Source organism: Rubellimicrobium aerolatum (assembly GCF_017872975.1).
Taxonomy (GTDB): Bacteria; Pseudomonadota; Alphaproteobacteria; order Rhodobacterales; family Rhodobacteraceae; genus Rubellimicrobium; species Rubellimicrobium aerolatum.
In genome coordinates, this window is sequence record NZ_JAGGJP010000024.1 from 1 (window position 1) to 14,551 (window position 14,551).

At 67.5% G+C, this 14,551-nt stretch carries 12 protein-coding genes and 3 pseudogenes; 14 read left to right on the top strand and 1 reads right to left on the bottom strand.

Annotated elements, in window-relative coordinates:
• The 9 genes and pseudogenes from J2Z33_RS16565 to J2Z33_RS16605 form a co-directional block, all read left to right on the top strand.
• A pseudogene (locus J2Z33_RS16565) lies at positions 1–1,733 on the top strand (Tn3 family transposase); the annotation flags it as partial.
• Positions 1,734–1,766: 33 nt separating this feature from the next.
• Positions 1,767–2,417, top strand: a pseudogene (locus tag J2Z33_RS16570) (IS30 family transposase); the annotation flags it as partial.
• A 40-nt stretch (positions 2,418–2,457) separates the two neighbouring features.
• Positions 2,458–2,652, top strand: a pseudogene (locus tag J2Z33_RS16575) (IS30 family transposase); the annotation flags it as partial.
• A 118-nt stretch (positions 2,653–2,770) separates the two neighbouring features.
• Positions 2,771–3,511: a 5-oxoprolinase subunit PxpA gene (gene pxpA / locus J2Z33_RS16580; RefSeq protein ID WP_209843129.1), complete on the top strand. Its 741-nt coding sequence runs from the start codon at positions 2,771–2,773 to the stop codon at positions 3,509–3,511.
• Positions 3,512–3,552: 41 nt separating this feature from the next.
• Positions 3,553–4,992, top strand: a complete 1,440-nt coding sequence (locus J2Z33_RS16585; protein WP_209843131.1) for a TCP-1/cpn60 chaperonin family protein — start codon at positions 3,553–3,555, stop codon at positions 4,990–4,992.
• Between the two features lie 47 nt (positions 4,993–5,039).
• On the top strand, positions 5,040–6,125 hold the full coding sequence (locus J2Z33_RS16590) for an ABC transporter ATP-binding protein (protein WP_209843134.1): 1,086 nt from the start codon (positions 5,040–5,042) through the stop codon (positions 6,123–6,125).
• 20 nt (positions 6,126–6,145) lie between these two features.
• Positions 6,146–7,354, top strand: coding sequence for an ABC transporter substrate-binding protein (locus tag J2Z33_RS16595; RefSeq protein WP_209843136.1), 1,209 nt, complete (start codon positions 6,146–6,148; stop codon positions 7,352–7,354).
• 93 nt (positions 7,355–7,447) lie between these two features.
• Positions 7,448–8,386, top strand: coding sequence for an ABC transporter permease (locus tag J2Z33_RS16600; RefSeq protein WP_209843138.1), 939 nt, complete (start codon positions 7,448–7,450; stop codon positions 8,384–8,386).
• Between the two features lie 4 nt (positions 8,387–8,390).
• Positions 8,391–9,227 (top strand): ABC transporter permease, encoded by an 837-nt coding sequence (locus tag J2Z33_RS16605; protein WP_209843140.1) that lies wholly within the window; start codon positions 8,391–8,393, stop codon positions 9,225–9,227.
• Positions 9,228–9,245: 18 nt separating this feature from the next.
• On the opposite strand, the gene J2Z33_RS16610 is transcribed toward J2Z33_RS16605, so the two are convergent.
• A complete protein-coding gene (locus tag J2Z33_RS16610) occupies positions 9,246–9,896 on the bottom strand; it encodes a GntR family transcriptional regulator (protein ID WP_209843142.1) in 651 nt (216 codons plus the stop codon).
• A 137-nt stretch (positions 9,897–10,033) separates the two neighbouring features.
• On the opposite strand from J2Z33_RS16610, the gene J2Z33_RS16615 reads away from it, so the two are divergent.
• Genes J2Z33_RS16615 through J2Z33_RS16635 form a run of 5 tightly spaced genes read left to right on the top strand, consistent with a single transcriptional unit; the run spans position 10,034 to position 14,549 of the window.
• Positions 10,034–10,912, top strand: coding sequence for a 5-oxoprolinase subunit B family protein (locus J2Z33_RS16615; protein WP_209843144.1), 879 nt, complete (start codon positions 10,034–10,036; stop codon positions 10,910–10,912).
• On the top strand, positions 10,909–11,889 hold the full coding sequence (locus J2Z33_RS16620; protein WP_209843146.1) for a 5-oxoprolinase subunit C family protein: 981 nt from the start codon (positions 10,909–10,911) through the stop codon (positions 11,887–11,889). Before J2Z33_RS16615 ends, J2Z33_RS16620 begins: the two co-directional genes overlap by 4 nt.
• Positions 11,890–11,923: 34 nt before the next feature.
• On the top strand, positions 11,924–12,967 hold the full coding sequence (locus tag J2Z33_RS16625; protein ID WP_209843148.1) for a phosphotransferase: 1,044 nt from the start codon (positions 11,924–11,926) through the stop codon (positions 12,965–12,967).
• Positions 12,964–14,289: an aspartate aminotransferase family protein gene (locus J2Z33_RS16630; RefSeq protein WP_245218936.1), complete on the top strand. Its 1,326-nt coding sequence runs from the start codon at positions 12,964–12,966 to the stop codon at positions 14,287–14,289. The genes J2Z33_RS16625 and J2Z33_RS16630 overlap by 4 nt, the downstream gene beginning before the upstream one ends.
• Positions 14,290–14,306: 17 nt before the next feature.
• Positions 14,307–14,549 (top strand): acetyl-CoA carboxylase, encoded by a 243-nt coding sequence (locus J2Z33_RS16635; protein WP_245218937.1) that lies wholly within the window; start codon positions 14,307–14,309, stop codon positions 14,547–14,549.
• Positions 14,550–14,551 lie beyond the last annotated feature (2 nt).

The following is a 14,551-nucleotide window of genomic DNA, read 5'->3' on the forward strand; positions in this document are numbered from 1 at the left end:
GTGATGCGCCGGCTCGGCCAGGGCCGGTTGCGGAAGCTGCCGGCCGACGCGCCGACAGGCTTCATCCGTCCGACTTGGCGGCGCCGGATCGGCCGTGACGGCATGGACCGGCGCATCTACGAGTTCTGCGTCCTGGCCGAGTTGCGCGACCGCCTGCGCGCGGGCGACATGTGGGTGCAGGGCAGCTGACGCTACCGCGCGGTCGAGCAGCAACTCATCCCCGCCCCCGTGTTCGCGGCCATGCGCGAGGTGGGTCCGCTGCCCGTGCCTGCGGCCGGGTCGGCCGCGGAGTGGCTGGCCGACCGCCGCGCGCGGCTCGCTCGACGGCTGGCCGAGGTCGCGGCCGAGGCGGAGGCCTGCGCGCTCGAAGAGGTCCAGCTCAAGGCCGGGCGGCTGCGGATCTCGCCCCTGAAGGCGGCCACGCCGGCGGAGGCGGAGGGTGCGCTGGCTCCCCTTTACGCGCACCTCCCGCTCATCCGCGTGACCGACCTCCTGGCCGAGGTCGATCGCTGGACCGGGCTCGCCGGCTGCTTCACGCACCTGACCACCGGGCGCGCCCACGACGAGCCGCGCGCGGTGCTCACCGCCGTGCTCGCGGACGCCACCAATGTCGGCCACGCCCGCATGGCGGAGGCCTGCAACCTCGTCAGCCAGCGCCAGCTCGGCTGGCTGTCGTCCTGGCACCTGCGCGAGGACACCTACGGCGCCGCGCTCGCCCAGCTCGTCGACGCGCAGCCGAGGGACGTCGCTCGCCGCCGCCTTCGGGTCCGGCACCGCGTCGAGCTCGGACGGCCAGCACTTCCCGCTCGACTGGCGCGCCCAGGCGACCGGGGCCATCAACCCGCACAAGGGATCGGAGCCGGCCGTGTCATCTCACACGCACCTGTCCAACCGCTACGCCCCGTTCCACTCCAAGGTGATCTCGGCGAGCGCGGGCGAGGCGGCCCACGTGCTCGACGGGCTGCTTCACCACGGCGCCGACCTGAGCATCGAGCGGCACCATGACCTGTGGCGGCGGCGTGTTGGACCACGTGTTCGCGCTTTGCCACCTGCTGGGGTTCCGGTTCGCGCCGCGCGTCCCGAACCTGACCGCCCGACGGTTGCACCTGTTCGACGGGCTGGAGCCCGGGCCCGACATCGCCCCGCTCGTGGCCGCCCCCATCAACGAGCGCCTGATCGCCGACCATTGGACCGACGTGCTCCGGCTGGCGGCCTCGATCCGCACGGGCGTGACCAGCGCCTCCGCGATGCTGGAACGGCTCGGCTCCTACCCGCGCGCGAACAGGCTGGCGCTTGCCCTGCGCGAGATCGGCCGCGTCGAGCGCACCTTGTTCACGCTCGACTGGATCGAGGACCCCGAGGAGCGACGGCGCGCGACCCGCGAGCTGAACAAGGGCGAGGTCGAGAACGCACTCAAGCGGGCCATCTTCTTCCACCAGGCGGGCCGGCTGCGCGACCACGGCCTCCAGGCCCAGGGCCACCGCGCGAGCGCGCTCAACCTCGTGGCGGGCGTGATCGTGCTCTGGAACACGACCTACCTCGGGGTCGCCATGCGCCACTTGGAGCGCCAGGGGCGGCCCGTGCCGCCCGACCTGCTCCAGCACCTGTCCCCGCTCGGCTGGCAGCACATCAACCTCACCGGCGACTATCTCTGGACCGACCCTCCCACCCAGGCCGGACAGCTCCGGCCCCTCCGCCAAAGCCTCCCCCAGCCGAGCGCGCAGAACCCTTAGCGTAGATCCGGGCCCGTTCTATGTGCCGTCCCTTACCGCTTCGTGTACTCGAAGAACGGTCAGAGCCAAGAGCTGGCCCGCTACCTTCCGGAGCAGCGCCGTGCCCGACGACCTCGCCGGGGTCGAAAGCCAAGAAGCCTCGCCTTTCCTGAAGCTTGCAGGATCCAACACCGCCCCGAGGCGGTGAACAGCCGAGCCGGGTTCGGCCACTGGGAAGCCGACCTGATGATCTTCCGCAAGGAACTTGGTCCGACCAACGTGGCGACGATGGTGGAACGGAGGAGCCGGTACACGGTCCTCTTCCGCAACAACGACAGGCGCTCCCGGCCGCTCATGGCCCGGCTGATCGAGGTGCTCTCACCCCTGCCCCAGCACGCCCGCCAGAGCCTAACCTTCGATCGGGGGCTCGAATTCGTCTCCTGGCGGGAACTCGAGGCTGGGATGGGGGCGAAGGCCTGGTTCTGCGATCCTCAGGCGCCCTGGCAGAAGGGCTCGGTCGAAAACATGAACCGACGGGTGCGGCGATACCTGCCTTCTGACACCGTGCTGCTGGCGCTCGCGGATCGAGACATGCGGTCGATCAGCGACCGCCTGAACGCCACGCCCAGGAAGTGCCTAGGCTTCCGCACTCCGGCTGAGGCGTTCCGCGATGGCCTTTTGGAGGAGGGCCGACCGATGCGGTAGCCTGACCTCGCCACCGTCACAATTCGGGTAGAACCCGCAGTGGCAGAAGGGGAAGGTCGAGACCGCCAACCGCCGCATGCGGCGCTGGCCGCCCCGCGACATCGACCCGACGACGATCTCCGGCCCCCAGCTGAAGGCGATCTGCGATCGTCTGAACGCGTCGCCGCGCAAGTGCCTGGGCTGGCGAACGCCGGCCGAGGTGTTCCGCGAAAAGGTCTTGGACCGGCGCGCCTGACCCCCGATGATGACCTCGGCTCGAACGTCGCACCTCACGTGGCGCTCACCCCGAAAGTTTTTGTTTGCAGCGCGACCACGGTGTGTATGATATATCATATCTCATCGTGGAGGTCGCCATGCAAAGAGTGTCCATCAACTGTGACATGGGCGAAGCCTTCGGCATTTATAGCTTCGGCGACGATGAGGCCTGCATGCCTTTCGTAACGCATGCAAACATAGCCTGCGGATTTCATGCCTCAGATCCCACGGTGATGTGGAGGACAGTCCGTGCGGCCAAGCGCCACGGCATCAAGGTAGGCTCGCACCCCGGCCTGCCGGACCGTGAGGGTTTTGGACGCCGCGAGATGAAGGTGACCCGGGACGAGGTCTGCGGCATGGTCCTCTATCAGACCGGCGCTCTGAAAGCATTCCTCGATCGTGAAGGCGTTCCGCTGTCGCACATCAAGCCTCATGGCTCGCTGTTCGGGATGGCGCAGCGGGAGATGCATGTAGCCGAGGGCATCGCCGATGCCGCGGAGAGCTTCGGTGTGCCGGTGATCGCCTTCTCGGACTGCTGCATGTCGGAGGTCTTCACGCGTCGGGGCATCCCTTTCTCCTGTGAGTTCTATGCAGACCTCGATTACACCTCGGAGGGTCGGCAGATCATCTCGAAGGAGCATGATCCAGTTGCCCCGGAGGTCGTGGCGGCCAAGATCCGCCGCGCCGTCTTGGAGGGCCTCGTCGTCAGCATCGACGGCGGCACAGCCCGGGTTGTGGCCGAGTCGATCTGCGTGCATTCAGATACACCCAACGCTGTCGAGGTAGCGCGGGCCGTGCATGGCGCGCTGAGCGATCTCGCGCTGCTTGACGCCGCGTGACAATGTCGACTCTTCTGGCAGGCCCGGCTCTACATGAAGTCATGCTGCGGTCCCTCGCGCCGGTGATGCGGGCCCTTGGGGCGTCACTGGGCCCCGACGAGCGGACGGTTCTTTCCGACTTTGGTGGGCGGGTCCATCAGGCGTCCTCGGGGGTGGCTATTGCACGTGAGAGCTGTGCCTCCGGAGGCGTCGCGGGCATTGCACCGACCCTTCTGAAGGAGATCCTCGTCGAAGCAGACCGTGACCTCGGCGATGGAACAGCCCGGTTGGGCGTGATGGTCGGCGCCGCACTGAGGTCGGGTGTGGCGAGCCTGGCCGCTGGCGTGGATGGAGGCGCTCTCGCCCGCGCCGCTGCCTCTCTCAGAGAGGATCTGGATCTGGCATTCCGGAGGGCTACACGCTCCGTCCCCGATCTGCCGGGGCTAGCGCGCGCCGCCGGTGCCGATCCCGCGCTCGCCCAACACCTGGCGGACGCCGTGGAACGGGCCGGGGAGGCGGGGCAGGTTGAAGTCTTCATGACCCCTGGGTCGGGCGTCGAGGTGATCGCGCGGACCGGCTTCGTATTCGAGGCGACCGATCTGGGCGCTGGCGACCCGGGCGAGATGGACGATGTCCACGTGATCGCGGCCGACGAGATCCTGCGGGATTTTGGCTCACTAGCACCTGTGATCGAGGGCTTCGCCACAAGGGGAAAGGCGCTGGTCATCGTCGCACGCGGTCTTGAAGGGCCAGCCTTGGCCCTCATCGAACGCAATCGGAAGGCGGGGCTCGCCCGGATCGCCGCTCTCACGCCTAGGGATGTCGGCCGGAGAGCTGCCTCGATCATCGGGGACCTCGCCGCGGCAACCGGGGCCACGGTGGTCTCCGACCAGGAGGGGTGTCCCATGTCGTCCCTAAAGCCGTCCATGCTAGGTCGCGCCTCGTCCTACCGCCGCCGCGGGGCGCAGGTCGAGCTGGAGGCGCCTAAGGGCGCGCAGGAGATGATCAATCTCCGCCAGGGAATCGTCGCGGGCGAGATCCGCGCCAATCGTCATCTAGCCCTCGATCGCGAACACGCGGAGCGCCGGATGGCTCGGCTCCGGGGCGCGTGGGTCGAGGTCCGCGTCGGCCGAGACGTCTGCTCCTGTACGTCGGATCGCGTCGCCGACGTCGCCCGGCGTGCGCTCGCCACCATGGCTCAAGCCCGCAAGGAGGGCGTGATCACGGGAGGCGGCATAGGACTGGACCAGATCGCCGACTTCCTTGAGGACATGTGCTCCGCCGCGAGCACCGAAGCCGATCGGGCTGCACGACGGATGGCAGCAGGCGCCATGAGGTCGGTTGGGCAGCATCTAAGACGGAACTCGGGGGACCGGTACGCTGGCTCTGTGCTGGCAAATGCGCCTTACGATCCGACAGCGCTGTCCCGGGTCCTTCTGGATCAGGCCATGTCGGCTGCCACGAAGCTGCTGTCCCTAGAACTTGCTGTTGTACGCCACTGAGCCGCAGTCACGCGCAGCCAAACACGACGAGCGGAGGACGAGGATCCATGTCAGCCGAACCCATGCTGGAGGCGATGGATGTCGTGCACAGGTACGGCCTCGTCACCGCGCTCGCCAATGTGTCCCTGACGGCTGGCCGTGGCGAGTTCCTCACGATCCTAGGCTCGAGCGGGTCCGGGAAAACTACCCTACTCCGGGTGATCTCGGGCCTCGAGATGCCGAAGTCGGTTCGCCGCCTCCGCATCGGTGGGGTGGACGTGGCGGGACTACCGCCGTCCAAGAGAAGCTGCACCACGGTTTTCCAGAGCTATGCTCTCTTTCCACACATGTCGGTCATCGAGAACGTGATGTACGGGCTGCGGATCCGGAACGTGAACCGGGAGGAGGCCACCCGCGCGGCGCGCCAGGCGCTGGCCATGGTGCAGCTGGAGCACAAGGGGGACCGGCGGATCGCGCAGCTTTCGGGTGGCGAGCGGCAGCGCGTGGCACTCGCCCGCGCCGTCGTCACCCGGCCATCGATTCTGTTGCTGGACGAGCCCTTGGGCGCGCTCGACGAACGGCTCCGCCAAGACATGCAGCTGGAGCTTGTGCAGTTGCAGCGCAGCCTCGGCATGACCTTCGTTTACATCACCCACAGCCAGGAAGAAGCCCTGACCATGAGCGACCGCGTGGTGCTCATGAGCCACGGGAGGATCGTGCAGAGCGGGGCGCCCCTCGACCTGTTCGACCGGCCTGGCTCCCGGTTCGCCGCCGAGTTCATGGGCTACGAGAACATCCTGCCGGGCACCCTCCGGGGGCAGGACCGGGGCTACGCCGTGGTCGACCTTCCAGGCGGGGTGCAGGTGCGCGGCGTGGCCATGGACGCGGCCTCGCAGCCGGGAGCGGCCGTCGCCGTCGCCGTCCGGGCCGAGCGGCTGTCTCCCGGGGCGAATGGCCCCGCCGTGAGCAACGTGCTTCCGGCCACGCTGACCAACAAGCTCTACCGCGGCAAGTACACCGACCTGACGGTCGCGACGGCCGCCGGCTCCATGCGGCTTCGGCGCTGGGAGAACACCCCGCTGGGCGAGACGATCTCGTCCGTGACGTGGAAGGCGGAGGACTGCGTCGTACTGGCGGCGTCGGACAAATCATAATCCAGCAACAGGGTGAGACCATGAAGGACCGATTTTCCACGCACTCGCAGATCGAGCTCTCGCGGCGAGCGCTGCTGAAGGCCACCGGCGCAATGGCCGGGCTCGCGGCCCTGGGCGGAGCCGCCACGCTGGCCTCGCCGGCCCGCGCGCAGGGCGAGACCACCGTCCGCGCCTATGGCGTCCCCACCGCCGCCCTGAAGGACTGGACGCCGATGCGGCAGTCGCTCGGCATCAACGTCGAGATGAGCGGATCGAACAACGACGTCGGCGTCTTCATGCGCGACGTCGTGGCCTCGCAGCTCGGCGACGAGGTCGATATCTTCATCTTCGAGTCGGGCACCGAGGACATCCTCGGGCCGCAGGGGCTCTACGCGCCCATCGACGAGAGCAACCCGAACCTGACGCTCTGGGAACGGACCTCGGACGACTGGAAGCGCTCGGCCGTCGTCCAAGACCCCGAGGGCAACCAGTGGGGCGTGCCGGTCATCGGCAACGCCGACAGCTTCGGCTATTTCCCGGCAAAGCTGGGCATCGACCCGGCAAGCGAGGAGGAGCTGTCCTGGTCGCTCATGTTCGAGGACGAGCGGACCCGCGGACGCGTCGCCTATGCCAACACCTACACCTACTCCATGGGCGTGGCCGCGCTCTATCTCCAGAGCAAGGGGGTGGCGACCTTCGAAGACCTCGCGAACCTTTCGGCGGAGGAAGCCAAGGCGGTCGCCGACTTCCTGATCGAGCGCAAGAAGGCGGGCCAGTTCCGCACGCTCCACGGCTCCTTTGAGGAGCAGATCCAGCTCCTGACCAACCAAGAGGTTGACGTCATCAACTGCTGGGAGCCGGCGGTCCGGGAAGCGAACCTCAAGCTCGGCCCGGATGCGACGCGCTACGCCTACACCAAGGAAGGCTACTTCAAGTGGGGCCACGGCGCCTACGTCGCCGCCCAGGCGATGGAGCGCGACAACGTCGATGCCATCTACAAGGTGCTGAACTACTTCCTCGACGGCGAGTACCGGGCGCTCCAGGCCCGCGACCGTGGCTATGCCGGTCCCAACATGGACCTGGGCGTCGAATACGCCACCGAGAACGGCTGGACCCCGGAGGAGATCGAGGCGCTCAGGGCCACCGAGGCCAAGGTCAACCGCAAGTTCTCCAAGCCCTTCGTCTCCACCACCACGCCCAGCAACGCGGACGTGATGGAGGAGGAATGGCAGCGGTTCCTCAACAGCTGAGCCGCGGCTCCGGGGCCGATCAGGGGTCGGCCCCGGAGCCCAGGGTCCCGGCCTCCGATCCGGCTCGGGGCGACCCAACATGAGGGGGGACCGATGACGATGATCTCAGCCGCATCCGAGGGCGAGGCCGGCCCCGTGTCGCGGCCACGCCTGGGGCTCCGCCAGTGGGCGGCCCGCACGAACTGGGTCCTGGGCCTGATCCTGCTCGCCTGGTTCGTCCTCGTGATCGTGCCTCTCGCGGTGCTGTTCTCGTTCAGCTTCTTCGAGACGAAGAGCTACTTCACGATCTACAGGCCCTCGCTGAACACCTGGATCTCGCTCTTCGAGTCCGGCCGCTTCGAGGTGACGCTCCGCACCCTGCGGATCGCGCTGACGGTCACGCTGATCGAGCTCCTGGTCGCCTATCCCTTCGCGCTGTGGCTGGCCAAGGGCTGCCGCAGCAAGACGCTGCGCGCCGTGCTGATCGCGCTCCTCACGATCCCCTTCTTCCTCGACACCTCGTCCCGCACCATCATCTGGCGCGCGATCCTGGGGCAGAACGGCCTCGTGAACAGCCTGCTCATGCAGGCCGGGCTGACGGACGCGCCGGTGGAGTGGCTGCTCTACTCGGAGGTCTCGGTCCACTTCGGGCTCGTGGTCAGCCTGTTCCCCCCGATGGCGCTGCCCATCTACATGGCCATCGGCCTCATCGACGACGAGCTCATCAAGGCGAGCGACGACCTCGGCGCGACGCCTTGGCAGACCTTCTCGCGCATCGTGCTGCCGCTGTCGCTGCCGGGCGTGATGGCGGGCGTGGTCTTCACGCTCGGCCCGGCCCTCGCGGCCTGGGTGGAGCCGGGGATGCTGGGAGGCGGGTTCGTCAACCTCCTGAGTAACTCCATCGAAAGCGCCTACACCGCCCTGCGGTATCCCGTCGTGGCCGCGCTCTCGACCTTCGTCATCCTGCTCCTGCTGGCGCTCTTGGGCGCGATGATGCTGGTCGCCCGGCGCTTCGGCGACCTGTCCTCTTCCTTCCGCGTGCTGAAAGGCTGACCGCATGACCGACGCCGCACTCAGCCAGGGACCCACGTCGCGCGGAGGGCCCAGCTACTGGCCGATCTGGCGCGCCATCGGCAAGTGGGCCGGCCTGTTCATGCTGGGGCTGATCTACTTCCCGCTGGTCTGGCTCATGCTCCTGTCGTTCAGCGCGAACCCACTTTCGGGGATTCCGGGCAGCTTCACGTCGACACACTTCCGGGCGCTCTTCGCCAGCACGGACTGGCATCAGCCCCTGCTCGCGAGCGTGGTGATCGGCCTGATCGTCGGGCTCGTCTGCGCCGTGGTGGCGACGGTCGTGGGCCGGGCGGTGCCGAGCCTCGCGAGACCCGGCCGGACGCTGCTGCTGTTCGTCCTGCCGCTCTTCGTGCCGGGCATGTCCATGGGCGCGGCCCTGTTCATCTTCGCCCGGTCCGTTCTCGACCTGAAGCTCGGGTTCTGGTCGATCGCGTTGGGACACTTCGTCTGGGCCTTCCCGTTCGCGCTCCTGATCATCCTCGTGGTCACCACGCGCTTCGACCACCGTTTGGTCGAGGCGGGGCGCGACCTTGGCGCCTCGGGCTGGCGCGTCTTCTGGGACATCGAGTTCCCGATCCTGATGCCGGGAATCGTGAGCGCCGCCCTGTTCGGGTTCCTGATGTCCTTCAACGAAGTCATGCGGACGATCTTCCTGCGCGGCACCGCCGAGACCATGCCCGTGTGGAACTGGGTCCAGGCAGCGGCGCAGCAGTCCCAGGTGCCGATCATCTTCGCGCTGTCGACGATCGTGCTGGCCGTGACCCTGCCGCTGCTCTGCGGGGTCTTCTGGCTCCTGTTTGCCAAGCTCGACAAGTCCTAAGAGATGCGGGTCCCGTCCTCAGTCCTGCATCCGCGGGGACAGCGCGTCCGCGGCATAGGTCAGGTCCTGCACGAGGTAGGAGCGCGCTCTCGCCGCGTCGCCCCGCTCCATCGCCGAGAGGATGTTGCGGTGCTCGTCGTTGGAGTGGGTCCTGTAATGCTCGGTGTCGAAAAGCCCGGTGAAGACCGGTCCGACCTTCAGCCACAGATCCTGGATGAGGCGCATCAGTTCCGTGGAGCCGGACTTCTCGTAGATCGTGAAGTGGAACTCGCGATTGAGGGCAAGATAGCCCGCCGCATCGAAGTTCTCGGCGGTCACGGAGATGCGGGCGATGAGCTCGTTGAGACGGGCGAAGTCCCCGGGGCCGCATCTCGGAGTAGCCATCTCGGCCGCCAGCCCCTCCAGGGCGCAGCGGATCGGCAGGAACTCCAGAAAACGCGAGCGCGTCATCTGCGGCACCACGATCGACCGGTTCGGCAGGACCTGGAGCAGCCGTTCGGCGACGAGCCGCTGCAACGCTTCCCTGATCGGGGTCGCCGAGATCCCGTAGGTTTCGGCCAGCGTCCGGATCACCAAGGGCTGCATGGGCGCGAAGCGGCCACTCGTGAGGCCGCGCAGAAGCTCCTGATAGGCGCGATCCGTCAGCGACTGGTGCTCGATCCTGCTCATCGTTTCTCCTCGGGGATCCGCTCGGACGTTACCCGAGTGCCCAGATACTCTTTGACCGTCAATAGATATATGATATATCAAAAATCGACGGTAGAGAAGTGGCAGCCGCTTCTCCTGCGGAATCAGCACGACGAGGGATGATGCTTTACGAGGAACCGCGCCTCTATCCTGGCGGCGACCGGGCCATCGAGGTCGAGCTCGGCGACGGGATGAACTTCGGCCTGAACTTCGTCGTGCACCGGCTGGTCGGCGCATTGAGGGCCGCGCGGATCTCGGGCGTCGAGGATCTGATCCCCGAGTTGGCGTCGCTCCAGATCAACTACGACCCTGATCGCATCAGCTTCGAGGATTTGGGCACTGAGGTCCGGCGAATCCACGCGGAACTCGGCGCGGAGGTCACCGGCGAGTTGCCGAGCCGCCTGTTCAGCATCCCGGTGCATTACTTCGATCCCGAGACCACCGCCTGCATCGGCGACTATCGCAGCACGCATCCGGACAAGGTTCCGGACCCCGACCTGGTCGGCCGCCTGAACGGCCTGCCGGACCGCCCGGCGCTGGCCCGCCGCCACGCCGCGACGGAGTACTGGGTCGCGGCCTTGGGATTCTGGCCGGGGCTCTGCTCGCTCCTCGCGCTGGACCCCCGGACCCGCATCGTCGCGCCGAAGTACAACCCGCCCCGCACCTGGACACCCAAGGGCGCCATCGGCGTCGGCGGCGCGCTCACCTGCATCTATCCGGACCGGACGCCCGGAGGGTATCAGCTGCTCGGCCAGACCCCGGCCCCGATCTATGACGGCGCGCAGCGGCTGCCCGCCTTCCGCGACAGCCTGGCGCTGTTCCGGGCCGGGGACCGCGTGCGCTTCGTCCCGATCGATCGCGACGAGTTCGACTGGATCCGCTCCGAGGTCGAGCAGGGGCGCTACGAGCACGAGAGGGTCGATTATCAAGTCTTTTCCGTCGACCGATATCTGGACTGGTCGCGGTCCGTGGGTGTCAGCGCGAAGGACCGGACATGAGCCCGAGAACCGTCCATGTCGTGAAGCCCGGCCTCGAGACGAGCGTGCAGGAACTGCCCGGCCGTGTGGGCTTCCTCGAGCAGGGTTTTCCCGTCTCCGGACCGTTCGACCCCTGGTCGTTCCGGCTGGCCAACCTTCTGGTCGGCAATGTCCGGGACACGGCCGCGCTGGAATGCCAGATGATCGGTCCTGCGCTCCGCTTCGAGGCGGAGGCGCTGGTCGCGGTGACGGGCGCCGACATGATGCCGACGATCGACGGCACGCCCGTCCCCATGTGGCGGACCCTGCGCGCGCGGGCCGGTCAGCATCTGGAACTCGGGGCCGCGCGGTCCGGCATGAGGGCCTATGTCGCGATCTCGGGCGGCGTCGCGACCGAGCCCGTCATGGGGTCGCGAGCGGTCTTTCACATGGCGGGCGTTGGCGGACGGGCCCTGAAGGCCGGGCAGTCCATTCCGCTCGGGGTGCCGGACGGCGAAGCGAGGCTGGCCGCCGTTCCCGAAGCCATCCGCCCGGTCTTCCCCTCCGACCGGCGCTGGCTCGTGGAGGCCCTGCTCGGCCCCAATGACGACTGGCTCTCGGAGGAGGCCATCGGGATGTTCTTCTCGTCGGACTGGACCGTGCAGGCCAAAAGCAATCGCACGGGCCTGCGCCTGACCGGCCCGGCCTTCAGTTTTGCCCACCGGGCCCTGCACAAGAGCCCCGACCACGGGCAGGACCCTTCGAACATCATCGACCACGGCTACCCTCTGGGGGCCGTGAACCTCGCGGGGCAGACGCCGATCATCCTGGTGAACGACTCGCCGAGCACGGGCGGCTTCATCAACCCCTTCACCGTCGCCAGCGCCGCCCTGTGGAAGCTGGGCCAGGCGCGGCCAGGCGAGACGCTGCGCTTCCGGCCGGTGGATCGTGCGGAAGCGGGCGAGCTTCGGCGGGCCCTGGACAGGGCCACGTCCCCAGACGTGCTCGTGGCGGCCTGAGCCGAAGCGGTCTTGGATCAGCAAAGGAACAATCGTGAACGCGCCTGATGTGCTATCCGCGGCGCCGCCGCCAGTTTCCGAGGACGAGGCCGCCCGGGTCGCTCGGGAGTTCTTCGGCGTCGTCGGTCGCGCCGAAAACCTTGCCAGCGAGCGCGACGCCAACTTCCATATCCGCACGACTGAGGGGCCAGGCTTCACTCTGAAGTTCGCCAATCCGGCCGAGCCCCATCTCAACACCAACTTCCAGACCGAGGCGCTCCTACATCTCGAACGTGCGGACCCGACGCTGCCCACGCCCAAGGTCCACCAGACCCTCCAAGGGGACCTGGAGATCCGCCTTCCCCTTCGCGATGGACGGGAAAGCCTTGTCCGGCTGGTGTCCTGGCTGGACGGGGTTCCCGTGCATGGCGTGTCGATGACCGACGAGCTCCGCCGCGACATCGGCCGGACGCTGGCCCGCCTCGGCCGGGCTTTCGCTGACTTCGACCATCCGGCGTCATCGCTCCACCTGCTGTGGGACATCAAGAACGCGGCCGAGTTGCTGCCCCTGACCGACTGGATCGCCGACAATCCGATGCGCGAGACCGTCCGGGCGGAGCTTGCCCACTTCGAGTCCGAGGTCCGTCCTCGACTGGGAACGCTCCGTCAGCGCGTGGTGCACAACGATCTCAACCACCATAACATCCTCGTCGACCCCCGGCAGCCCGAGAGGATTTCGGGCGTTCTCGACTTCGGGGACATGGTGAAGACCGCCATCGCCATCGATGTGGCGGTCGCGGCCTCCTATCTCACCCCGGTCAACGGCCCGCTGGCGGCCATCTCGCCGATGCTGGCGAGCTATCACGCCGTGATGCCGCTCGAGCGCGAGGAGATCGAGCTGCTGCGCGACCTGATCGTGGCCCGGCTGTCCACGACCATCACGATCACAGAATGGCGCTCCCGGCGCAATCCGGACAACGCCGGATACATCCTTCGGAACAACGGCCCGGCGCGGCGCGGGATGGAAACCTTCGCGCGACTGCCTCGCGCGGAGGTCACGCGAGCGCTGCTCAACTGCTGCGGCATGGAGGTCTCATGAATTTCGGTCCAGGAATGGTCAACGCCTTCGTGCCGGGGGCGGTCGATCTCGATCCTCACGAAGCCTCGATGATCGAGCGGCGGCAACGCCTTCTGGGGCCAGCCTACCGGCTGTTCTACGAGCGCCCGATCGAGGTTGTCCGGGGCGAGGGTGTCTGGTTGTACGATCGCGATGGCAAAGCCTACCTCGACGCCTACAACAACGTGGCCTCCCTGGGGCACTGCCATCCGAGGGTCGTCGATGCCATATGCCGGCAGGTCGCGACGCTGGCCACCAACACCCGCTATCTGCACGAGAGCGTGCTGATCTACGCCGAGCAGCTCCTCGCGACCATGCCGAGCGAGCTCGGGCACCTGATGTTCACCTGCACCGGATCGGACGCCAACGACCTCGCGGTCCGCATCGCGCGATCGTTCACAGGCGGGGAAGGCGTCATCGTCACCGAGACGGCCTATCACGGCATCACGAAGATCGTCGCCGAGTTCTCCCCCTCGCTCGGGCCCTCGGTGGACCTCGGGCCGCACGTGAGGACCGTGCCGGCACCGGACAGCTATCGGAGCCCCACAGGCGACCTTGCGACGGAGTTCACGGTGGCGGTTGAGGCAGCCATCCGAGACCTCCGACGCCATGGCATCAAGCCGGCCCTTTTCATCTGCGACTCCATTTTCTCCAGCGATGGGGTCTTCGGCGAGCAGCCCGGTTTCCTGAAAGGAGCGGTCGACGCTATACGTGCGGCGGGCGGCCTCTACATCGCGGACGAGGTCCAGCCCGGCTTCGGCCGGACCGGCGACGCGATGTGGGGATTCCAGCGGCACGGGGTGATCCCGGACATCGTGACGCTCGGCAAGCCGATGGGAAACGGCTTTCCGGTGGCAGGCATCGTCGTGCGGCCGGAGGTGATCGACGAGTTCGGCCGCAAGGCACGATACTTCAACACCTTCGGAGGAAACGCCGTCGCCGCCGAGGCTGCGCGGGCCGTGCTGTCGGCGATCCAGGATGAAGACCTGATGAGGAACGCCCGGATGAGCGGGGCCTACCTCAAGGACGGGATCAAGGCACTGGCCCAGCGCCACGACGCCATCGGAGACGTTCGCGGGGCCGGCCTGTTCGTCGGTGTCGAGATCGTGTCCGACCGCTCCACCAGGACGCCCGACGCCAGGACATGCACCCGGATCGTGAACGGGCTCCGCGAGGCGGGAGTCCTCATCTCGGCCTGCGGGCCGTCGGCGAACGTGCTGAAGATCCGACCTCCGCTCGTCTTCACGACCGAGAACGCGGACTTCCTGATCGAGCGGCTCGACCGCGTGATGATGTCGACCTGACGGTGAGGAGAGCGAACATGGCCATGCACACCATCGAACTGACGCTTCCCGGCGTCTTCTACCAGCGCCCTGCCCCCGATCAGCCGCCCTTCAAGTCTCCGGGCGACCCGGTCGTGGCCGGCGAAACGATCGGCCTTGTCGAGGTCATGAAATCGTTCTTGTCCATCGAAGCCAACTGCGACGGCATCTTCGGCCGCTACCTGCTCGCGGATCAGAGCGATGTCGATGCCGGCGATGCAGCCTGCGAGATCGAGGTCTGACA